The following is a 21,121-nucleotide window of genomic DNA, read 5'->3' as shown; positions in this document are numbered from 1 at the left end:
CTCATCAGAATAACAATGACAACACCAAATAAAAAAGCACCAAAGTGAGATTCACTTCAGTGCTTAACATTTATGTATACCGTTAAAATTTCAAAAGTCCCAAGCTAATTTCTAACGCTTCTTCTACTTTTTCCATTAAAGGATCATCAAGTTGTGTTATTTTATCAGTCAATCGTGATTTATCTATTGTACGCAATTGTTCAAGTAAGATGACTGAATCTCTTTCGAAGCCATACTGCTTGGCATCTATTTCGACATGAGTTGGTAGTTTTGCCTTTTGAATTTGTGCAGTAATGGCCGCAATAATTACTGTTGGGCTAAAACGATTTCCTATGTCATTTTGAATAACCAGAACGGGTCTTGTACCACCTTGTTCAGACCCGATAACTGGTGATAAATCAGCAAAAAAAACGTCACCACGTTTTACGATCAAGTTTTCATCCTCCGCTTACGAGACGCTCCACCATATGTTCTGCTTCATACTCTAAATGTAGACATTCGCTACATATGGATAAGTTAATTTGTGACATCTCTATATAACCTTTAACCATTGCTTCTCGTATTTGATTTTGTTTGTATTCTCTTTTGTATCTCTTAGTTGGTGTATAAACGAATTCATCGCATTCTGTCGTAATTTGTCTATAAGCTTGTTCAATATTCTCAGCCATCTTATGCTTAGGTAGCTCTAAGATAACTTCACTTATCCTCTTCTTATTCACGGCCAGCACCTCCGACAAAACATTCCATCTTTTTCAATTCAACTTTCAACTTACCCCTATCTTAACATTGAAATTAATTGTTGAATAGACAAGAAAGGTAAGAATTTGACATTGTGGGTGGAAATGTTTTTATTTGTCGGCTGCAATCATTGTTATTAAAGACTTAAAGTAGTTGAAATCATTTATAAATTCTTGGAATTCTTGATGTTAACATACACGGTATTTCATATACAATTGTCTGAAGTCTATCTGACCATTCTTTCATCTGAATTTCCTCTTGCTGTTGTTGGCCAATTAATATAACCTTTTCTCCAACCGACATTTCATATGGCAGCTTGATCATACATTGATCCATGCATATACGTCCAATAATCGGAACGCGATTCCCTTGTATCAATACTTCTTGACCAGCAAGCCCTCGTAATAGACCATCCGCATAGCCAATCGGCATTGTACCAATCCATTCTTCTTTAGTCGCTACATAGTTGCCACCATAACTCACTTTATCACCTTGTTCAATTTTCTTCACATGAACAAGTTCACTTTCAAGTGACAAAGCAGGTTTCAAAGAAAATGGTAGATGCTTATCCACATATGGTGATGGTGCTAGTCCATACATAGAAATACCGAATCTTACTGCATCGAATTGTACATCTTCTTTATTTAGTGTCGCAGCTGTATTGGCAGCATGTACAAGACGCGGCTTCTTAGGTAAACTCTCAACAAATGATACAAACGTGGCTAATTGTTCGTTATATTGAGTAGAATCTTCTTCATCTGCTGTTGCAAAATGAGTGAAAATGCCATCGATTAATAAGTGCTCGTTCGCATCGATGGCATTATATAATGCTGTTAACTCAGTTTGTTTTCTAACGCCGATACGTCCCATACCACTATCAATTTTAATATGTAGCTTCAAAGGTTTTTTAAAGTTCACCGCCTGTTTCGCAACTTCATTCACCCAATCTAACGAAAACACAGTTAGCGATATATCGTATTGTGCTGCAAAAGTTGCAAAATATACCGGTGTTGCTCCTAAAATTAAAATTGGGTCTTCTTTTATAAACTCTCTTAAATGAAGTGCTTCCTCAGGAGTTGCTACAGCTAGCATTGAAGCTCCCGCCTGCAACGCTGCATTTGCTACCTGTAAATCACCATGACCGTATGCATTCGCTTTAACAACTGCAATAATCTCTGTAGTGGTATGTAAGTATTCGCGCAGTTGTTTGATGTTATATTGAATATTTTCTAATTCAATGATTGCCTTAGTAGGGCGGAAATTTTGATGCTGATTCATAGAAGATCCCTCTTTAAAAATGGATTTTTTTCTATTATCCGCCCTGAAAAAGGTCAGGTCAAATGTTTCATCATTTTACTTCGCCATTTACCATAGATGATGCAACTTCCACCATCTCTTCACGAGTTAAAGAATTTGTCGCTATAAAGAAAGATACCCCATTTTTCTCCCAGCTAATCGAATTATCTGTAATTGCTCCAATAGTAAATCCTAAATCAGCAGGATCTCCTGGTGCAAATACAGGAACAGAGAGTGGATTTGTATTTGCAGCTTGTTCAATTACTGTGAATGGCTTGTCACCCTCGAATGTCAAGATTCTTCTTTCACCGTCTGCACTTGCAACTGTTTTTTCATCAGTCAGCTTGACATTATCCCATTTAAGAACTGGGTAATGTGTTTGGAATTCAGGGTTTTCAATTTCAGCTCCTGCTTGTGCATCACCTGTTACACTTTTAGTCCCATCTTTATCTTCTCCAGTTGCATTCTCTGAAGTTTTCCCAGAGTCATCTTTAGCATTTTCTTTTTCAGTTGTAGTTCCTTCAGTTTTTTCATCAGTTGCATTTTCTTTAGTTGCTGTTCCATCAGTTGTCCCTTTATCATTCGTGCCTTTTTTAGAGAAATCCTCTACTGCATAGTCTGTACCTTTTCTTGACGTTCCAAGCGAGATTTTCTTGAATGTAATAACAATTTGTTCTTCCTTCGCTTCATTTAACACCGAAACTTTAGTTGGAAGTAACGTCTTTTTATCAATGAAAATTTGTTGATAAGGTAACATCTTCGAATGATTATTACGTGTTTTGACTTCAAAAACATAAGACTTGTCTGATTCTGTCATCTTCGCATTCTCGTCAGCTTTTAAATCTTCAGCAAGTGCACCAATTAAGTACGCCTGACTATTTTGTTTCGGCCAATCACTTTGGAATTTATACGTTTTTTTCATAGAAGGTGTTACAACAAATACACCATCTTCATTGCGAATAATCATTTGCGAATCTTTTTCACCTTGTTGTGCAACGGCTACACGATAAAAATCAGGTTTTGTATGCCATACATTAACATCATAAGTACGGGGTTCTGCACCAGATTTAATTTCCATCTGAGCAGTCAAATCATACCCCTTTGTTTCCGTCCATTTATTACTCGTTTTTTTCAAAACTGCTTCCTTTGAATTTGAACCACAAGCTCCCAAAACCAGTGATACAATCATAAGTAACGCAACCACTATAAAACGTTTTCGCAATTTCCCATCCCTTCTCAATTCTATCCGTTAAGGTATCTTATGAAACAAGCTAAGCGTTTATGCTAGAAGGATTACTTGAGCTGCAGCATATTCTTTTGAATGGGTTATACTAACATAACCATCTACACTTTTCCCTTTAAAATAAAGAGTCGGTTGACCCAACTGATTAGGCAAGACTTCGATGTCTAGAAAGCCACAACTCTTACCAATACCCGTTCCATTTGCTTTTGAATAAGCTTCTTTTGCAGAGAATCTCCCAGCTAAGAATTCCATTTGGCGACGTGCTTTTAATGTATCAAAAATAGCGAGTTCCTTATTTGTTAAAATACGCTGTCTAAATTTTTCACTGAGATCATTGGATCGTTTGACACGTTTGATTTCGACGATATCTAATCCGATTCCTTTTATCATATAAGGTTCTCCTTTCTTTCATTAGCTAAAACAATGTATAATAATTATACAAAATTGAGGTGAATAGATGTTTAATCGTAGAGAAAATTTTTCACAGTACATAAAATACTACCCTGTCGTTTCATTAATAATTGCACTGAATATTTTAGTCTATGCAATGGGTGTTTTACCTATCGTTGGTGATAATGTATTCAACTTAGGTGCTGGTGCAAACTTTTTAATTGCCGACGGGGAATATTGGCGACTAGTGACTCCAATCTTCCTTCATGCAGGTTTTCTACACCTGCTATTTAATATGTTCTGGCTTTATTTATTTGGTCCTGAACTCGAAAAAATTGCAGGGAAGATGAGATTCTTCACCATCTATTTTTTCGCAGGACTTTTAGGTAATGTAGCAACCTATTTAATTCAACCACCAAACTACATCAGCGTTGGAGCCAGTGGTGCGATATTTGGTATTTTCGGTGCATTTGCTGCACTAGTCTATTATACGAGAAATACCATGCCACAATTAAAGCAAACAATCATGCCTATTATCATTGTTAGTATTATAATGACGTTCCTACAATCCAATGTTAATGCAACTGCGCATCTTGTTGGTTTGCTAACTGGTTTCGTTATCGGTCTAATCGACTTTCATCCACGCAGAATTTTAAATTGGCGGATAAAAAAGAAAAAATAAGAAAAGCTGTTGAGTTTCTTACTCAACAGCTTTTTCTTATGGCCCATAAAACTGCTGTTCATCATGAACCTGTTTCGTATTCGGTTTATACCAAGCCATTATTTTTTCCATATCATTTTTTTCAAAATGAGCAATCACAGCGGATGATCCCATTGAACCTGACATAATAGTCGTTCCAATTGAAGCAACATCTTTTTTTCTTTGGAAGTATGTTTGCCGCAAACTCATCTGCTGAATACGTTTTTTCTCCATAAAGATTGTTGTCCTACTAAATGAACGATAACTAATTGTTAGTTGGTGCCCTTCTACAGAATAGCCTGCAGTTTTATGCTGCCACATACCAAGTAACATCGCTAACGGAATAATGATTAGCGACAATAATCCATAAGGGAAGAAGAAGTAACTTACTAACGCTATTAATGGTAGCATCCATAAAAAATCTATACGGTAGTAAAATGAACGACCTTTTTTAGGAGAGCGTTTTAACATTGGTAACCAATTGATTTCCGGGAACAATTGTTGTAATGGAGCTATTGCTTGGCCCTTTTTCACAAGTGGCATAAGGATAATTTTCTTATCTTTATCAAGCACTGCACCTCCAGCACTTTCAACAACAACCGTTGCATAGCCAAACATTTGACGTAGTGGATTTTCCACAATTTTAATACCTTGGATTCGATTAATCGGAATAGTTATACGCTTTCTCTCTAATAACCCCCGCGTAATAATAAGCTTGTCATTTTCACGTTCAACAACGAACCCATAATTACTCAATAACGTTAAAACGACAGACAATGCCCAAGCAACAAGTAGCACAAAAAATACCACTAGTGCTATTAATAATACACCCACTTTAATAAATGCTTGAAACTCCCCATACAAATAATCATACGGAATAATATTTCCAAACTGCGATGCTATAGCTGCTAACCCTGAAAATACCACACCAACACCGCCTGATGTAGTTGCTAAAACAAGTAAGTCCTTTATAGACATGTTGAAAATAACATCTCTTTGAATATTCTCTTCAGTATATTGCTTTTGTTGATTTGCGACTAGCTGGACATCAGCTTCTGACAAATAGTCATGACCAATTTCATCTACTGATTCGTTTAAGGTAGACACTTGTCGTTTTTCCCTCTTTGTCCGTTTCATCTCAATCTCAATCATATCCGCAGCAGTTCGTGTAATCGCAGTCAATTCCGCTTCTGCTTTCCCATCATTACTACCAGCTGTTTCTACACTGACTTTAACAAGCCCAAATGGTCGATGAAAAATTCCCTCTTGATAATTCAAGCTTTGAATCCGTTCAAATGGGATATAACGTTTCTTTTTCACGAAGAGCCCATACTCTACTCTCAGTTCACCATCTTCAAACCAGTAAACAAAGCGTCGCCATTTCACAATTCCGCTAATTAAATTTAATATTAATAAAAGCCCAACAATCGCTAACGGTACGAGATCCGCCCAAAACTCTTCATCATGCGGATTTAAATTCAACTTAAAACCATTACTAACAAAAATAATGACGAACGGTAATATTAAATCCTTTAAACCTGTGATGAAATTTATAACAGCTGATATTGGATGTAATTTAAATTTTTCATCAGACATCGTCTTCCGCCACCCTTGCTAATTCAGATATACGCGCTCGTAAATCATCTGCCTCAGCTATAACGAGTGCCGGAATTGTATGCGTCGTTGCTGCTGTTGAGATTGTCATTTCAGCTAATCCATAACGTTTTAAAATTGGACCTTGCGAAGTATCAACATGTTGTACACGCACCATCGGCACTAATGTCCTAACAACAATAAATAACCCATGTTGCACTTCAATTTCTTGTTCACGTACTTCGTAACGCCAATGATCCCAACGTATTTTAGGAAATAGATAAATAAATAAAAATGCAAAAACAAACGGCACTACTGCGCAAATTATGTATATCCACCAATACCATTCAAAAAACCACGTTAACACTCCAACGCCTGCGGCTATTAATAAAACAATTAGTGATTGAATGATACCGTACACACGCCATACAGTTAGACCTTTTCTTGATATTTGGTATTTTGGTTCTACACTCACTTTGTCCACCTCTCTTCTCTTATAACTCTTTTACGTTTGAATAGTAAGAAATGTTTCATTTATTTTCAGTCTACAGAGAGGCAGGTAAACTGTCCAATAGTTATTTCTACGTCAATATAGAGAAAACAAAAAAGCTACCCCACCGAAATGGGATAGCTTTAATAAGTGAATTTTAGTCTTCGCTACGTTTGCGTGGTGCACGAGTGCGTCCACCTTGGCTAGCTCCGCCTTCACGACGACCGCCACCTTCACGACGACCACGATCTCCGCCACGTTCTCCACGGCTTCCACCGCGTTCTCCGCCGCGTCCACCGCGTTCTCCACCACGGCTGCTGCCGCCACTTGAGCGACCGCCACGGTAACCGCCACCGCCGCCGCTTGAGCGACCGCCACGACTACCGCTACCACCTGAACGTCCGCCACGTTGTGGTAATGGGCGTTCTTCAGTGATTTTGATTGGTGTATCATCCGGCTCTTTAGTCATTGATTTAATAGCTGCTGCTACTAAGTCAACAGCTTCGTGTTTAGCTAATAAGTCTTCTGCCATTGAACGGTAATCACTTAAGTGATTTTTCTCAACTAGTTCAGTTAATTGTTCTACTGCAAGAGCTTGTTGGCCAACTAAAGCTTCATCCGCTGTTGGTGGACGAAGAGCTGTCATGCGTTTTTTAGTTGTTTCTTCAACGATGCGTAGGTAACCCATTTCACGTGGAGTTACAAATGTAATTGCCATACCTGATTTACCAGCACGACCTGTACGTCCAATACGGTGAACGTAAGACTCTGGGTCTTGTGGGATATCGAAGTTATAAACGTGAGTTACACCTGAAATATCAAGGCCACGAGCTGCTACGTCTGTTGCAACTAATACATCAATTTTATTTTCTTTGAATTGACGTAATACTGAAATACGTTTTGCTTGGCTTAAATCACCATGAATACCTTCTGCAAGGTAACCGCGAATGCTTAAAGCGTGAGCTAATTCATCAACACGACGTTTAGTACGACCAAATACGATCGCTAATTCTGGTTGGTGAACATTTAAAAGACGAGAAAGGATATCGAATTTTTCGCGTTCTTGAGACTTAACGAAAAATTGTTCAATGTTTTCTACTGTCATTTCTTTAGATTTAATTTTAACCACTTCAGGGTCTTTCATGAATTTCTCAGCAATTTTACGAATTGGTCCAGGCATAGTAGCTGAGAACAGTAATGTTTGGCGTTCAGCTGGAACGTTTTCTAAAATTGTATTGATATCTTCGATGAATCCCATGTTTAGCATTTCATCAGCTTCGTCTAACACAAGTGTTTGAACGTTATCTAATTTCAATGTACGACGGTTGATATGGTCAAGAATACGACCAGGAGTACCAACAATAATTTGTGGTTTATTTTTAAGAGCACGGATTTGGCGACCAATGTCCTGTCCACCATATACTGATAAAATTCGTGCACGTGTATCATAACCAATTTTATGAAGTTCTTCAGAAACTTGGATTGCTAATTCGCGAGTTGGGGCAATAATTAAGCCTTGGATTGCAGGATTATTGATATCAATTTTCTCGATAAGCGGAATACCAAACGCTGCAGTTTTACCAGTACCAGTTTGTGCCTGGCCGATAATGTCGCGTCCTTCTTTCGCAAATGAAATTGTACCTTCTTGGATTGGGGTTGCTTCTTCAAAGCCCATACGTGATAGGGATTTTTGGATAGAAGCGCTAACGTTTAATTCTGAAAAATTTGTCAAAGTTTCATTCTCCTTTTTGCTCATGCATTTGACAAATGGTTACATTTTCAGATGAAAATAGGGCAAATCGAGCCTTGTGAGAGGAACGTTTCCGTCTCTTAATATATCTCTGTTTAAGTTCCAGAGGAATTTTATATATATAAAGTAAAGCCCGGTCTTTGCCGAGCGGTTCAATTCTCGGGGAATTCTAACCCAAAAAAGAATAAACCGTAATGTTCAAAAAAAAGCACTCTCCATCATCTCGGAGAGTCTTCACACAAAATGTATCCATTGCTTTCAATAGTCTAACACGAGTAACCATACTATGCAATCAATATCCATCAGTCATAATTATCTGTTTTTTTCACTCTAACAAAAAGTTCAGTACAGATTGAAACCATTCTTCCCTATCATCGCTAAAGCAAATATGATGCTTGCCATTTGGTGAAAGTATTAATTGCTTTTTTGTAGACCCTAATCGGTCATATAAAAATTGTGCGGTTATTGCTGGCACTATTCCATCCACTTCCCCTTGCACTATACAAATGGGTACTGTGATTTTTTCATAATAAGGCTCTACTTTTCGCACTAAACGAAGGAATTCTAACGTCGATGACATCGGAACATTGCTAATTTTATTGTCATAGCGATGGTATAACTCATTTTGCTCTAGCTCTCCATGAAACAAATCGTTAGTCAATTCTTTAATGTCTTTCAGCAATTGACGAACGCTAATATACTTTGCCGCAGCACTTAGTAAAACTAACTTCTCCACTTCATAACGTAATGCTAAATAAAGGGCTATAAGTCCACCCATTGAAAAACCTACTACAATGACTACATCTACTTCTTTAGCTAACTTTTTATAAGCAAGTTCCGCATCCATTAGCCAATGTTCAGCTTTATAGTTTTCCAAATGCAATTCTTCACCATGTCCTGAAAGAGTCGGCACAAGAACAAGCCAATCCGTATTCTGCTTTAAAAAATCCACAAAAGGCTTTAATTCTTGAGGTCCACCTGTAAAACCATGAATACAAAGTACGCCTGTTGTCATCACGTCACCCTCCGCCAATAGTGTACCCAATATTTTATAAGAAAAAAGCATCTAAAAGGAACTTAACCTTTTTAGATGCTTTTACTAAAAAATTATTTTTTAAACGCATTCAATACATTTTCAAGCTCCATACCACGTGAACCTTTTAATAAGACAATAGAATTTGGACCTGCATTCGTGCGAAGGTGTTTTATGATTGTTTCATAATCTTCTGCAGTCCATAATAGTCGATCCGCTGGTAGATTATCTTTCAACTTATCATTTAGCCACTTCATACGTGGTCCAAATAAGCATACTTGATGGATGCTCTTACCATCAATAACCTCCGCGATTTCCTCATGGTACTGTTGCTCCAAATCACCTAGTTCTAACATATCTCCAAGTACTATCCATTTATCTGAACGTATTTCTGTCGTTTGTAAAAACTGTAATGCTGCCTTCATAGAAGTTGGTGCTGCGTTGTAAGCGTCATTAATAAATAAGATATCTTGCGCTCCATTTACTAATTGCATGCGCATATTTGTTAATGAAACCTCTTTTAAAGCTTCGCGAATTTGTTCGGCTGATAGCCCTACTTCACGCGCAATTAAAATCGCTACCAATGTGTTTTTCACTTGGTGACTACCTAATACTGAGATGAAGAAATCCTCATTCAACAAACCCTTAACAGTAAATGAACTTCCGTTTTCAGTTGTCGCTATATTAGTAGCTGTTATATCCGCCGAACCTAACAGTCCAAATGATACGGCTTGCAAATCTTTTTGTTCTGTAACAAGCGGTGTAAGTAATGGCTCATCACCGTCATAGAACAACTTACCACCTGTTTGTAAACCTTGAATAATTTCAAACTTCGCTTTCGCGATGCCCGCTCTTGAACCAAGATCTTGCATATGTGCTTCTCCAATATTCGTGATAGCTGTGAAATGAGGTTTAGCTAATTTAGTCAAAAATTCAATTTCACCAAAACCACTCATTCCCATCTCAAGAATAGCAAAATCTGTATCTTCATCTAACGATAAAATTGTTAACGGTAAACCTAGCTCATTATTAAAGTTACCTTCTGTTTTTTGCACTTTGTAGTATGGCGATAACACTCCTGCTACTAAGTCTTTTGTTGAAGTCTTCCCATTTGAGCCTGTAATACCGATAAATGTTGCACTGTGCTCTTGTCGATATGCTGATGCCATTTGTTGAAGTGCCTCTTCTGCATCATCTACAAAAAGTAATGGTAGGCCAGCAGGAGGATTCGGTTCATCCTTTAGCCAAAATGATGCCGCTGCACCGTTTTCAAATGCTTGTGTTACATAACGATGACCATTTGTTTTTTCACCACGGAAAGGGATAAATAAATCTCCAGCTTGCAACGTACGTGTATTTATCGAAATCCCTGTTACAACAACGTCTTCTACTAGTTGTTGTTCACAATTTAACCACTTTGCAATTTGCTTTAATGTTTTTCTCATTATCTCATCACACTCGCGTCTTATTGATATTGAAGCTGTTGTTTTTCGTCATGTCTTTCAATTGCCAAATCAATCAATTGTTCGATTAAATCTGAATAAGTGACACCTGTATTTTGCCATAAAATCGGGTACATGCTGACAGGCGTAAATCCTGGCATAGTATTTACTTCATTAATAATGATATCATCTTCAGCAGTTACAAAGAAATCTGCACGAACGAGGCCTGAACAATCTAATACTTTAAATGCACGAATAGCCATATCCTTCATACGCTCTACAACATCTGTTGTTACAGGAGCAGGAATGATTAGACCTGTATTATTATCATTATATTTCGAATCGTAATCATAGAAGTCTGTAACTGGTTTGATTTCACCAGGTACGGATACTTTTGGTGAATCGTTTCCGAGTACACCCATTTCTACTTCACGTGCATCGATTCCAGTTTCAACAATAATTTTACGATCATATTTTGACGCAAGATCGATTGCTTTAATCAACTCTTCACGGTTAGAAGCTTTACTAATTCCAACACTTGAACCTAAGTTTGCAGGTTTAACGAACATCGGCCAAGTTAGCTCTTCTTCCATTTTAGCGATTAATGCATCTTGATTTTTATTCCACTCTTTACGGATGAAGTAGACATAAGGAACTTGTTTTAAACCAGCATGCTCGAATAATTGCTTCATCACTACTTTATCCATCCCTGCAGAAGAAGCTAAAACTCCATTGCCGACATATGGTAAGTTCAATACTTCTAATAAACCTTGCACTGTACCATCTTCCCCGTTTGTACCATGAAGTAATGGGAAAATTACATCAAATTCTTTTTCATCTTTATTTAATAAAAAGCTTGATACATCATTTGGAATGCTATCCTGCGTTCCTTTGCCTAATTGTAATTGTTCAATTGATTCTACTGGTGCAGTTAGTTGGTCTCCTTTTCTCCATTCGCCTTCGCGTGTAATGAAAATAGGGAATACATCAAATTTATCAAAGTTTAACGCTTGAGTGACTGCTCTTGCTGTCGAAAGAGAAACATCATGCTCAGCAGATTTACCACCATATAATAAGCCTAATTTTTTTTTCATTTTATAAACGTCCTCCAGTTTGTTGTACTTTTAGTTTATCATGAACCAAAATGATTCATGAAATGATTTCATCGTGAAGAGTCGCAGGACTTTCAATCTTTTCTTACTAAAAATATCTTTTCTTATAATAGCACTCTAGAAAATTTATGCATGCTAATATGAAAAAATTCTCCACAGAAATATCCGTGGAGAACCCTTTAAAGCAGTTGGCACTCAATGAACTTCCATAATTTGCTCTGCCTTTTTCTTTAATATCGTATTCAACTCATCCCAAATTTCATCTGGGAAAGTTAAATCGGAAATATTGCGCAGTTCTAAGACATATGCAAGGTCCGGCTTTTCAATTCTGTACATTGAAAATAGGACACCATCCTTCACTTCCTCGCGAAAGCTCGAAAGCATTTCTTTCGTAAAAGTCGGTATACTGTCTTTTACTTTTCTTCTCCAAAATGTCGCAGGCTTTTCTTTTTCTTGAATAATGGCATTAAACAAATTAGCTAATAATTCTTCGACATCTTGTAAATCTCGAAAATAAATTTTAGACATCTTTTCATCTTCATTGGCCAAATATACGTATTTATTTTGTAACTGGTGATAAAATGGCGTCCGGACAGGCTCTTTTTTATGACCGATATATAATAGCTCCGCCTGTTCTTGTGGCGTTAAAAGATTTAATCGTTTTTCGTCTGAGAAATCAATCCAGCAAAGCTCTTTTTTTGAATCTGAGGCTTTCTTTATAAACTTGCGGATACTTCTTTCTTCTACGAATTCTAACTGTGTATGCATATTAAATGAACCGTCTTCGTATTCATTTTTCAAGAGTAAAATATTTTGAAGCGGACCGACTGAAGAAACGAATTCTTGAAACGTTAAACCACTAAAAATGACAAATTGATTAATCTCATTCATATGTACATATAAGTGGTGCAAAAAATCATCAGCAGCTCGCATTTTTTTTGCCAAGTCGATCACCTCATTTCCAACTCTCATTATAAGATGAATTATCATAATTTGAAACATTTGTGATTCGATTTCGTCACATCTTTATTATGAAGCGTGATACAATTATTTACGCTATAATGAAATAAGAATTGAAACTAAATAATTTAGGTGACGTAAATGAATACAAATAAAAAATTTTCCGATCGTTTTGACTGGACGCTCGCTTTTATAATGCTTCTATTTTGTATTATCAGTGTAACAGCTATTGCTTCAGCTCAAACTTCTGGTCAATATGCAGCAAACTATGTAACTAAGCAATTATTTTGGTATTTTATCGGCGCATGTATCATGGGTGCTATGATGTATTTTGAACCTGACCAGTACAAGAAAATGTCCTGGTATTTATATGGAGCTGGGATTTTGCTATTAGCTCTATTATTGATTGCCCCTGGTGGAGTAGGTCAAATCGCAGAACCACGAAATGGTGCAAAAAGTTGGTTCCATTTACCTGTAGGTGATATTCAACCTTCCGAATTTATGAAAACTTTTTTCATACTTGCACTCGCCCGAATGGTCAGTAAGCATCATGAAAAATACTCTATGAGATCTTTGAAAACAGATTTCATGTTATTAGGTAAAATTTTCGGCGTATTATTAATTCCATTAGCATTTATTATGCAACAGCCTGATTTAGGTTCTGCGCTCGTATTCTTTGCTATTACTGCAGCAACTGTAATTGTAGCAGGGATTTCTTGGAAAATAATTTTACCTATAGCAGGTAGCGCCGCAGCTTTAGGGGCTGGTTTATTATGGATGGCTCTTTATATGCAAGACTTCCTACAACATAAATTAGGTTTTAGCCCTTATCAATTTGCTCGAATCTATTCTTGGTTAGACCCTTATTCCTATGCATCTAGTGATGGCTATCACTTAATTTCATCCTTAAATGCCATTGGCTCAGGTGAAATTTTCGGGAAAGGTTTCCAAGGTCGTGAAGTATATGTCCCCGAAAACCATACTGACTTTGTCTTTAGTGTAATTGGTGAAGAGTACGGCTTTATCGGAGCAAGCGCCGTTATTTGTTTATTCTTTTTCCTAATCTTCCATCTGACAAAATTAACTTTGCAAATGAAAGACCCATTCTGTACATATGTTTGTGCTGGGATTATAGCGATGATAACATTCCACGTATTAGAAAACATAGGTATGACAATTCAATTACTACCTATAACAGGTATTCCATTACCATTTATAAGTTACGGTGGTAGCTCAATGATGGGGAATGCACTGGCATTAGGCCTTGTATTCAGTATGAAATTCCATCACCGCACATATATGTTCGGAAATCATGATGAAGACGAAGAGTTTTTATAATAATATTAAAGCCCAGAGAAAAATTTTTCTCTGGGCTTTTTTTGCAAACAAAAAAACTTCGACATCATATAGTCGAAGCGGAGCATGTTAGTTTTGTGTTTGTGGTGATTGTTTTGGTGGTGCTATTGCTTTAAGTAATTCCAAGCGCGATTTTGTAGTCGTTGCTTTAACGCCAAGCTTTGATAAGTTAGAAACAATTTTAGTCAAATCTACTTCTCTTCCCATACTTTCCACCTCTTCTTTTCTTTATATTTAAGACGTAGTGTCCCATAAAAGGTTTCAACTACATCATACCCACTTATTAAGTATTTCATGCTTATTATTATAACATTTTTTCAACATCTGATACGTTTCAATATTGTTACATATATTAAGTGGAAGTAAATCATACTACACGATAAGCCTTATTGACAACGGTATTTTCAAAATATTTATGCTACTTATTACTTGTTAGTTACCCTGAACAGTAATATTTAAACAAGGTATTTAATTCATTAATTTTGAATACCCCCCTATAGTATGATAAAATAACTCCATCAAACGTAGGAGGAACAAAATGACGAACGAATGTCACGATAACTCTTGTCGTAAAAGTCATCATCCAGAACAAGTAAAAAAAGATTTAATCACTCGACTAAATCGCGCAGAAGGTCAAATTCGCGGTATTAAGGGAATGGTCGAAAAGGATGTTTACTGTGACGATATCATCACACAACTATCCGCAACACAATCAGCTTTAAATAGTGTCGCAAAAGTGCTCTTAAACGGACACTTAAAAGGCTGTGTAAAGGACAGACTAGCTGAAGGTGATGACGAAGTATTAGATGAACTTCTCACCACTATACAAAAACTAATGAGGAAATAAGGAGTGTTTGATATGACAGAAACAATTCAATTAAAAGTAGAAGGCATGTCTTGTGGTCACTGTGTAAAAGCTATTGAAACTGATGTTAGTGCACTTACAGGCGTAAATACTGTATCGGTAAACCTTCAAGAAAGCACAGTAGATGTAGCTTATGACAATTCAAAATTGGATAAAACAGACATTTCACAAACAATTGAAGAGGCAGGATATGCTGTTAAGGGCTTAGTAGATCCTTCTTAACAGGAAAATTTTATCTTAATAATTTTTAATCACACATAAAACAACTGCTCCTAGCAGTTGTTTTTTATGTTCATGGGAAATATTTTTTATTCATACACCCACAAGTTGTCACAGATTACTCAGTCTTATCACATTATGATAACAAGGAAATTGTGCAACCTCAAAAGGTCATCGTGTCACGATGGTTGTAGCATTAAATCCTTCATACTGCAACCAGAAAACTATAGAATGGGTATAAGGAGCGTTCAATTCGATACGATCAAACACTTCTTTATTTTACCTCTTATAGTTGTTTCTGAATTTATACAGCGTTAAAATGAACATACTTATGTTTATAGAAAGCAGGGATTATATGAAAAAATCCATCCTATTATTAATGTCCGTACAGTTTTTTGTTTATTTAGGATTCGGGTTAATCATTCCAATTTTGCCTGAGGTTGTAGTACAACAAGGCTTTAACAAAATGCATGTAGGTGGATTATTAACAGTTTATTCTTTAGCAAGCTTCTTCACAGCTCCTCTTTGGGGTATGTTATCAGATAAAATGGGTCGTAAAAAATTAATTTTAGTGGGGCTTCTTGGCTTCTGCACAAGTTTCTTATTAATTTCGCTCTTTATCGATTCTCTTACAATGCTCTATGTTTCCCGCGTTGTAGGTGGGCTATTCTCCGGAGCACTTTATACGGCTGTCACAGGTTTTATAGGTGACATGTCTACAGAGGAAAATCGCAATAAATACATGGGCTTCATGGGGATGTCAATCGGTTTAGGTTTCATCTTCGGCCCAGCTATAGGTGGATTACTTGGTCAATATAGCCTGAGCTTACCATTTACAGCCTCAGCTATTTTAATCTTCCTATTATTCATTTATGCAAGTATTGTATTAGTAGAACCTGAGCGACTTGGCCAAGCGAATAAACGCGCAATTGTTCCAAAAGGTGCTTCTACTCTTTTCAAATATCGAGTACGATATTTATTCCTATTTTCATTCGTTGTAACCTTTTTACTTGCAGGTGTTGAGTCGACTCTCCAATTATTCCAAATGGATAAAATCAACATCACTTCAGCTCAACTTGGATCACTATTCTTATTTAGCGGCTTTGTAGATTTCTTAGTCCAAGGTGGTCTTGTTCGTCGAATTAAAGACGGGTCTGAAGCAAAATGGTTAATGATTGCTCAAATTATTACAGCATGCGGTTTATTACTATTCCCTTTTACAACAAGCCTCGCTTTCGCAGGATTTGCGCTATGTGTCTTCACAGCAGGTAATGCTTTAGCAAGAACATTAACAGTTTCGTTAACATCAAAAGAATCTGGCGGTAAATACGGTACAGCAGCTGGTATAACATATTCAATGGATAATATGGGACGTATTATCGGCCCACTATTCTTCACTTGGGTATTCACTATGCAAGCAAACTCAACATATTTTATTTCTGCATCACTAGCGGTAGTAAGCATTCTAGTCATCCTATTATTCAAATCAACTAAAAAAACATTACGCATTTCAGAATAAAAGTAAAAATCCAGCAACCATTATGGTTGCTGGATTTTTTCTGTCAATTTAAATGACTTTGTTTCTTTTGCCAATTCCGGATAAGCCTCTTTTAGTACGGAGGATCTTAGCATATAAAGCGTTATGACAATAAGGAAACTACTTGAGCCGAGCAAGATCCACTGTGCGGGGAACTTATCAAATAATAACCCAAACAGCAGCGTTCCAAGTGGCATCATCGCCCCCGCCATTGTTTCAAGAATACCGAATACTCTACCACGATATTCTTCCTCTACTTCCGTTTGCATCATGACTCCTATTGGTGTATTCGTAAATACACCCAATACAGAAAAGCTTATAAAAATAGTTATATAAAAAATAACTATCCCAATATACGGGAAATCTATCCACAGTGGAATAGTCATTAAACCTAATGATATGGCCATTAACAATATAGATCGTTTTGAAAATAATAACGGATATTTCACTTGCTTTCTTGTCGCGAAATAAATAGACGCTACAAGCATCCCAACTGCTCCTGATGCATCAATAATCCCGACATGTCGTGAATTTACATGTAATAACTGAACTAACACATAAGTTCCACCTACGTTCAAAGCCGCAAAGAAAAAATTAATCCATAACGCAGCCCAAATAATAATTGAGACGACACGCTTTGTTTTTAAATATCTATATCCTTCTTTAAAATTTTGTAAAAAGCTTTCTTTATCTCCTTCACTTTTATCTTCTTTTTTTGAATACAATTTAAAATCCATTGTTGCTTCGAGTATAAAAGCTGTAGCGTATGCAGCCATATGAATTATTAAGAATACTTCTATCGAAACAAAACCATACATCATACCACCAAGAGCAGGGCCACCAATGGCCGCTACAGATAATGAAGCCTGGTTAAATGAGGTCGCTTTTTGTAAACGTTCTCCATCAACTAAACTTGCAATTGAAGAAGAAAATGTAATACCTATAAATGTTGATGTAATTGAATAAATTGCTGTTGTAATATAGATTGCTGTTACTGACATTCCGAATATAGATGAATACGTAAGGAGTCCACCCATAGTTAATACGGTACAAGCTTGTGCAGTTAATATGATAGGTTTTTTCGAATATTTGTCTGCCATCATACCTGCAATTGGTGCCAACAAAGTTCTTGGAATAATAGAACAAATCATATTTACAGCAAAAGAAGTCGCTGATCCTGTCATTGCCAAAATATATAAACTAATACCAAACCCTAATACATTTGAACCCAATGAAGAAATCATTTTACTAATTGTAAAAGTCCATAAATGATAAGTCGCTTTCTTTAACTTTAACGCTTCATTCACTTTCTATCTCCACCTTTTGTTTAATTTAATTAAAATGTTTAATTTTATTAAACAAATAATACCATGCACTTGACTTCCATTGCAAGCTAAAGTTTAATATAATTAAACTAATTCAAAAATAATGAGGTGTCTGTATGGAAACTCTCGGAACGCGAATACGTAAAATTCGCAAAGAGCGGAAGCTAACATTAGCAGAGCTAGCAGGCGACCGTTTAACAAAAGGTATGCTCAGTCTAATTGAAAATGATAAAGCCAATCCTTCTATGGATAGCTTGGCATATATTGCAGAACAGCTCGGGATTGAAGTAAGTGAATTATTAGAGGAAGTAAGTGCATCCGAATTACGCGAGTTACTTGAAAAAGTGAAAAGTATCCAGGTCCCTAAATCGTTAGAAGTAATTGAACCACAACTTGAAAGATTACAACTTATTGAGCCTTATATAGACAGACTCCCCATTAGTTACGAAGCAGGACAACTCTTGGTATTATATTCTGAGGCTAAATACGATGTAGAGAAGCAACATTGGGAAGAACCATTAGATCGAGCTATTCATACCTTCCAAAAGATGAACTTAATGAACGATTGGTTACGTGCCTATATATTAAAATCATCTGCTGTGTTCGTTAATCATAATTACGAAGAATCGTTAAATATTCTACTGGCAGCTAAAAAAGAAATGGAATTGAATCACTATGTAATAGATGAACTACCAAATCTTGATTTACTTTATATGATAGCTGTTGAATACTTGGCAATCGGGATGAATGAAGAAGGTTTTGGAGTCATGAACGAAGCAATCAAACTATCGAAGGAAGCACGTATTTTCTATCGCATCGATGACCTTTATCGATTAGCCGCGTTCAAAGAAATGATGTATGGTAACGAGCAAGACTTACAATATTATTTGAAAAAGCTCTCTCAATATGCTGACTTTACAGACGATATCACAACAAAGGAATTTACCCTTTTTACGAAAGCCCATTACTATAACAGTTATATTAAAGACTACGAAAAAGGAAATGAGTTACTTGAGCAATACTACGAAATTGACGAAGGCGAAGGAAGTAAAACAAAGGTCTTTTACTATCTTGAAAAAGGTAAATCTTTATTCGGGATGAAGCGTTACACTGAAGCACTTGAAGCATTTGAACAAATCGACGAATTTCCCAACCACTTCCATCACCCTTATGATCTGTCTCTTCAAAATGAATTATATGCTTATAAAGCTTTATGCTATGAGCAACAAGGGCAATTAGCAAAAGCTTTAGAAGAAGCAAAAATTGGCGTTGATTTAGTCGAGCATTTTATAGATACACCTTATAAACAATTTATTAATGACACATATGAAAAGCTAAAAAAGAAAGCAGATGGGCGATAGCACCATCTGCTTTTTTGTGTACTAGTTTTAACAGTTCAACTAGTCCATTCAACATTTAAGTTTTCTGTATTCCCTATACTTACTATACCATTTCTTAAAGCGTTCCCATGCTTCATCAAAGTCAGGTTGGATGATTGAGATTTGCACCCATCCACGCTCTTTTAAATAAGCACTTTCGTAGTGTAAATGGAAACCATTCATCGCTGCAGCATCCGCCATACTCGTTAAAGATTCATCTGCTTTTAATGTAACGATCATTGGATAGCCTTCAGTTGTTAAGAAAGTGAAGTCTCCATCTATAGCTGCCTGTTGTAATTTTTTATATCTTGTTTGCAATAAATCGTAGCGATTTCCTTCAGTATAGGCTAATAGCGCGTTGTTAAAACTCTCCATCAACTGCGCTGGATAAGTAAATGGAATATTATGATTAGAATAATTGCCTAAATCAATATACGACGGAAGTTGCTCACTTTTTGCAATAACATGATTTGAAAATACTACGGCAATACCACTCAATGTGCCGACTGCCTTACCACTAACCGCTGTTGCTATAAATACTTTCTCCATTGAAAAACGATATGTTCCAAAAGAACTTACACTATCCATACATAGTTTCACATTATATGTCTCGCATAAATTTTGTACCATCTCTAGATTATTTAACATTCCAGTAGATGTTTCACCATGAGCCATTAATAGCCACTCAAAATCAGACTGTTTTAAAATACTTTCTAATTCTGCTTCATTAAAAGATTGGCCCCAATCATAACGTAACCAATCATGTTCTAAATGCCAACGCTCTGCTTGCTTTTGCAAGCGCTCACCAAAGGCACCGTTCGTAACAATTAATCCTCTTCCAGAGAGTTTGGTAAGCTGTGCAATCATTGCCTCATTCGCCAATGTACCGCTTCCTAACAGCAAGTGTGCATAACGTGCTCCACTTAATGCTTCCAATTTACTACGCACCTGACCTATCGTTCTAGAAAAAGAATAGGAACGATGAGATACTGGCGTCTTGAGTAATGGCGCTTGAATAGCATCTGTCAGTTGGACTGGTCCTGGATAAAAGGAGTAACGTCGTTGCTTAAAACGACCTGCTAATGATTTCTCATAGCGCTCAGTCGTTAAAACCATCGGGATAAACTTTGCATCATCTGTCCCAACTGGCTCTGAAAATGCCTCAAAACCCATTTGCATATACAATTTTTCTTCGCGTACAGTACCCGAGATAACCGCAGCTCCATAGCCATTTTCATAAGCATAGTCGATCAGAGCTCGTGTCAGCATAAAAAAGACACGTCCATTACGATGCTCCTTCTTAACAGCTAACAATCGTACCTCACAAAGCTTCCCTAATAAAGCATCTGCAGGTAATAACTTTTCCACTGGACCAATCTTTTTATCTAAAGAGAAAGGTCGAACATCTCGAAAAGCAACCATACCGACGAGCTCTTCATCCTTCAATACAACTAAGTACATATTTTCATGATGAAAAGCATCCACTCGTCGACCGCTAGGGTTTGGCTCATGCTGAGGGATTTCTTCTACAAATGTTTCGTAGTTAAGTTTGGCGATTTCATCAAATTCATGTTCTGTTTGCGCAATTTTACACCAATACATAGAAAAGCCCCTTTAACGTTTTACTATAATAACGAAATGTTTAAATAGAAGTTTCCATATTAATACTATTAGTTACAAAACAGGAATATTT

At 36.6% G+C, this 21,121-nt stretch carries 21 protein-coding genes; 6 read left to right on the top strand and 15 right to left on the bottom strand.

Going from position 1 to position 21,121, the window contains the following annotated elements; translation table 11 throughout:
* Window positions 1-82: 82 nt before the first annotated feature.
* The 5 genes from MHH85_RS21925 to acpS form a co-directional block, all read right to left on the bottom strand.
* Window positions 83-433, bottom strand: a complete 351-nt coding sequence (locus tag MHH85_RS21925) for a type II toxin-antitoxin system PemK/MazF family toxin (RefSeq protein ID WP_038185900.1) — start codon at window positions 431-433, stop codon at window positions 83-85.
* Between the two features lie 4 nt (window positions 434-437).
* Window positions 438-719 (bottom strand): hypothetical protein, encoded by a 282-nt coding sequence (locus tag MHH85_RS21920; RefSeq protein ID WP_038185902.1) that lies wholly within the window; start codon window positions 717-719, stop codon window positions 438-440.
* 178 nt (window positions 720-897) lie between these two features.
* Entirely contained in the window at window positions 898-2,016 is a 1,119-nt protein-coding gene (gene alr / locus MHH85_RS21915) for an alanine racemase (protein WP_340708504.1), read from the bottom strand.
* 70 nt (window positions 2,017-2,086) lie between these two features.
* Window positions 2,087-3,256, bottom strand: coding sequence for a LolA family protein (locus MHH85_RS21910; RefSeq protein WP_227751940.1), 1,170 nt, complete (start codon window positions 3,254-3,256; stop codon window positions 2,087-2,089).
* A 57-nt stretch (window positions 3,257-3,313) separates the two neighbouring features.
* Complete coding sequence (gene acpS, locus MHH85_RS21905; RefSeq protein WP_053419214.1) at window positions 3,314-3,667, bottom strand: holo-ACP synthase; 354 nt, start codon at window positions 3,665-3,667, stop codon at window positions 3,314-3,316.
* Between the two features lie 67 nt (window positions 3,668-3,734).
* Between acpS and MHH85_RS21900 the strand changes: the two genes are divergently transcribed.
* Window positions 3,735-4,349 carry a rhomboid family intramembrane serine protease gene (locus MHH85_RS21900; protein ID WP_193737640.1) on the top strand — a complete coding sequence of 205 codons (615 nt, stop codon included), beginning with the start codon at window positions 3,735-3,737 and terminating at the stop codon, window positions 4,347-4,349.
* A gap of 36 nt (window positions 4,350-4,385) precedes the next feature.
* Here MHH85_RS21900 and MHH85_RS21895 read toward each other — a convergent pair whose 3' ends face one another.
* The 7 genes from MHH85_RS21895 to MHH85_RS21865 form a co-directional block, all read right to left on the bottom strand.
* The gene (locus MHH85_RS21895; protein WP_340708503.1) at window positions 4,386-5,963 is read right to left on the bottom strand and encodes a PH domain-containing protein; all 1,578 of its coding nucleotides are present in this window, start codon (window positions 5,961-5,963) and stop codon (window positions 4,386-4,388) included.
* The gene (locus MHH85_RS21890; protein WP_340708502.1) at window positions 5,956-6,435 is read right to left on the bottom strand and encodes a PH domain-containing protein; all 480 of its coding nucleotides are present in this window, start codon (window positions 6,433-6,435) and stop codon (window positions 5,956-5,958) included. Before MHH85_RS21890 ends, MHH85_RS21895 begins: the two co-directional genes overlap by 8 nt.
* Window positions 6,436-6,607: 172 nt before the next feature.
* Window positions 6,608-8,182 (bottom strand): DEAD/DEAH box helicase, encoded by a 1,575-nt coding sequence (locus tag MHH85_RS21885; protein ID WP_340708501.1) that lies wholly within the window; start codon window positions 8,180-8,182, stop codon window positions 6,608-6,610.
* 343 nt (window positions 8,183-8,525) lie between these two features.
* Window positions 8,526-9,215, bottom strand: a complete 690-nt coding sequence (locus tag MHH85_RS21880) for an alpha/beta hydrolase (RefSeq protein WP_340708500.1) — start codon at window positions 9,213-9,215, stop codon at window positions 8,526-8,528.
* Window positions 9,216-9,307: 92 nt separating this feature from the next.
* Window positions 9,308-10,678 carry a UDP-N-acetylmuramoyl-tripeptide--D-alanyl-D-alanine ligase gene (locus MHH85_RS21875; protein WP_340708499.1) on the bottom strand — a complete coding sequence of 457 codons (1,371 nt, stop codon included), beginning with the start codon at window positions 10,676-10,678 and terminating at the stop codon, window positions 9,308-9,310.
* Window positions 10,679-10,698: 20 nt separating this feature from the next.
* Window positions 10,699-11,769, bottom strand: coding sequence for a D-alanine--D-alanine ligase (locus tag MHH85_RS21870; protein WP_340708498.1), 1,071 nt, complete (start codon window positions 11,767-11,769; stop codon window positions 10,699-10,701).
* Window positions 11,770-11,982: 213 nt separating this feature from the next.
* A complete protein-coding gene (locus MHH85_RS21865) occupies window positions 11,983-12,741 on the bottom strand; it encodes a hypothetical protein (RefSeq protein ID WP_322787058.1) in 759 nt (252 codons plus the stop codon).
* Between the two features lie 147 nt (window positions 12,742-12,888).
* Here MHH85_RS21865 and MHH85_RS21860 point away from each other — a divergent pair, with 147 nt between their 5' ends.
* Window positions 12,889-14,085, top strand: a complete 1,197-nt coding sequence (locus MHH85_RS21860) for an FtsW/RodA/SpoVE family cell cycle protein (protein WP_053419205.1) — start codon at window positions 12,889-12,891, stop codon at window positions 14,083-14,085.
* An 87-nt stretch (window positions 14,086-14,172) separates the two neighbouring features.
* Here the strand turns inward: MHH85_RS21860 and MHH85_RS21855 are convergent, their stop codons facing one another.
* Window positions 14,173-14,310 carry an Lmo0850 family protein gene (locus tag MHH85_RS21855; protein WP_164491933.1) on the bottom strand — a complete coding sequence of 46 codons (138 nt, stop codon included), beginning with the start codon at window positions 14,308-14,310 and terminating at the stop codon, window positions 14,173-14,175.
* A 331-nt stretch (window positions 14,311-14,641) separates the two neighbouring features.
* Between MHH85_RS21855 and MHH85_RS21850 the strand changes: the two genes are divergently transcribed.
* The 3 genes from MHH85_RS21850 (at window position 14,642) to MHH85_RS21840 (ending at window position 16,706) form a co-directional block, all read left to right on the top strand.
* Complete coding sequence (locus MHH85_RS21850) at window positions 14,642-14,950, top strand: metal-sensing transcriptional repressor (protein ID WP_053419204.1); 309 nt, start codon at window positions 14,642-14,644, stop codon at window positions 14,948-14,950.
* 12 nt (window positions 14,951-14,962) lie between these two features.
* On the top strand, window positions 14,963-15,190 hold the full coding sequence (locus MHH85_RS21845; RefSeq protein ID WP_193737648.1) for a copper ion binding protein: 228 nt from the start codon (window positions 14,963-14,965) through the stop codon (window positions 15,188-15,190).
* Window positions 15,191-15,542: 352 nt separating this feature from the next.
* Window positions 15,543-16,706 carry an MFS transporter gene (locus MHH85_RS21840; protein ID WP_340708497.1) on the top strand — a complete coding sequence of 388 codons (1,164 nt, stop codon included), beginning with the start codon at window positions 15,543-15,545 and terminating at the stop codon, window positions 16,704-16,706.
* A gap of 20 nt (window positions 16,707-16,726) precedes the next feature.
* Here the strand turns inward: MHH85_RS21840 and MHH85_RS21835 are convergent, their stop codons facing one another.
* Entirely contained in the window at window positions 16,727-18,031 is a 1,305-nt protein-coding gene (locus MHH85_RS21835) for an MFS transporter (RefSeq protein ID WP_340708496.1), read from the bottom strand.
* Window positions 18,032-18,165: 134 nt separating this feature from the next.
* Here MHH85_RS21835 and MHH85_RS21830 point away from each other — a divergent pair, with 134 nt between their 5' ends.
* Window positions 18,166-19,410 (top strand): helix-turn-helix transcriptional regulator, encoded by a 1,245-nt coding sequence (locus tag MHH85_RS21830; protein ID WP_340708495.1) that lies wholly within the window; start codon window positions 18,166-18,168, stop codon window positions 19,408-19,410.
* Window positions 19,411-19,458: 48 nt separating this feature from the next.
* Here MHH85_RS21830 and MHH85_RS21825 read toward each other — a convergent pair whose 3' ends face one another.
* Complete coding sequence (locus tag MHH85_RS21825; RefSeq protein WP_340708494.1) at window positions 19,459-21,030, bottom strand: GNAT family N-acetyltransferase; 1,572 nt, start codon at window positions 21,028-21,030, stop codon at window positions 19,459-19,461.
* Between the last annotated feature and the right edge of the window lie 91 nt (window positions 21,031-21,121).

Origin of the sequence: Viridibacillus sp. FSL E2-0187 (assembly GCF_038006425.1) — a bacterium.
Lineage (GTDB): Bacteria > Bacillota > Bacilli > Bacillales_A > Planococcaceae > Viridibacillus > Viridibacillus arvi.
Note: the sequence above shows the minus strand (reverse complement) of the source record. Positions and strands in the feature narration are given on the sequence as shown.

What these genes read in the sequence shown, in the direction of transcription:
- acpS (WP_053419214.1), bottom strand. Translation starts at nt 3,667, where the DNA reads ATGATAAAAGGAATCGGATTAGATATCGTCGAAATCAAACGTGTCAAA.
- MHH85_RS21825 (WP_340708494.1), bottom strand. Translation starts at nt 21,030, where the DNA reads ATGTATTGGTGTAAAATTGCGCAAACAGAACATGAATTTGATGAAATC.
- MHH85_RS21855 (WP_164491933.1), bottom strand. Translation starts at nt 14,310, where the DNA reads ATGGGAAGAGAAGTAGATTTGACTAAAATTGTTTCTAACTTATCAAAG.
- MHH85_RS21870 (WP_340708498.1), bottom strand. Translation starts at nt 11,769, where the DNA reads ATGAAAAAAAAATTAGGCTTATTATATGGTGGTAAATCTGCTGAGCAT.
- MHH85_RS21850 (WP_053419204.1), top strand. Translation starts at nt 14,642, where the DNA reads ATGACGAACGAATGTCACGATAACTCTTGTCGTAAAAGTCATCATCCA.
- MHH85_RS21830 (WP_340708495.1), top strand. Translation starts at nt 18,166, where the DNA reads ATGGAAACTCTCGGAACGCGAATACGTAAAATTCGCAAAGAGCGGAAG.
- MHH85_RS21875 (WP_340708499.1), bottom strand. Translation starts at nt 10,678, where the DNA reads ATGAGAAAAACATTAAAGCAAATTGCAAAGTGGTTAAATTGTGAACAA.
- alr (WP_340708504.1), bottom strand. Translation starts at nt 2,016, where the DNA reads ATGAATCAGCATCAAAATTTCCGCCCTACTAAGGCAATCATTGAATTA.
- MHH85_RS21900 (WP_193737640.1), top strand. Translation starts at nt 3,735, where the DNA reads ATGTTTAATCGTAGAGAAAATTTTTCACAGTACATAAAATACTACCCT.
- MHH85_RS21895 (WP_340708503.1), bottom strand. Translation starts at nt 5,963, where the DNA reads ATGTCTGATGAAAAATTTAAATTACATCCAATATCAGCTGTTATAAAT.
- MHH85_RS21840 (WP_340708497.1), top strand. Translation starts at nt 15,543, where the DNA reads ATGAAAAAATCCATCCTATTATTAATGTCCGTACAGTTTTTTGTTTAT.
- MHH85_RS21845 (WP_193737648.1), top strand. Translation starts at nt 14,963, where the DNA reads ATGACAGAAACAATTCAATTAAAAGTAGAAGGCATGTCTTGTGGTCAC.
- MHH85_RS21880 (WP_340708500.1), bottom strand. Translation starts at nt 9,215, where the DNA reads ATGACAACAGGCGTACTTTGTATTCATGGTTTTACAGGTGGACCTCAA.
- MHH85_RS21860 (WP_053419205.1), top strand. Translation starts at nt 12,889, where the DNA reads ATGAATACAAATAAAAAATTTTCCGATCGTTTTGACTGGACGCTCGCT.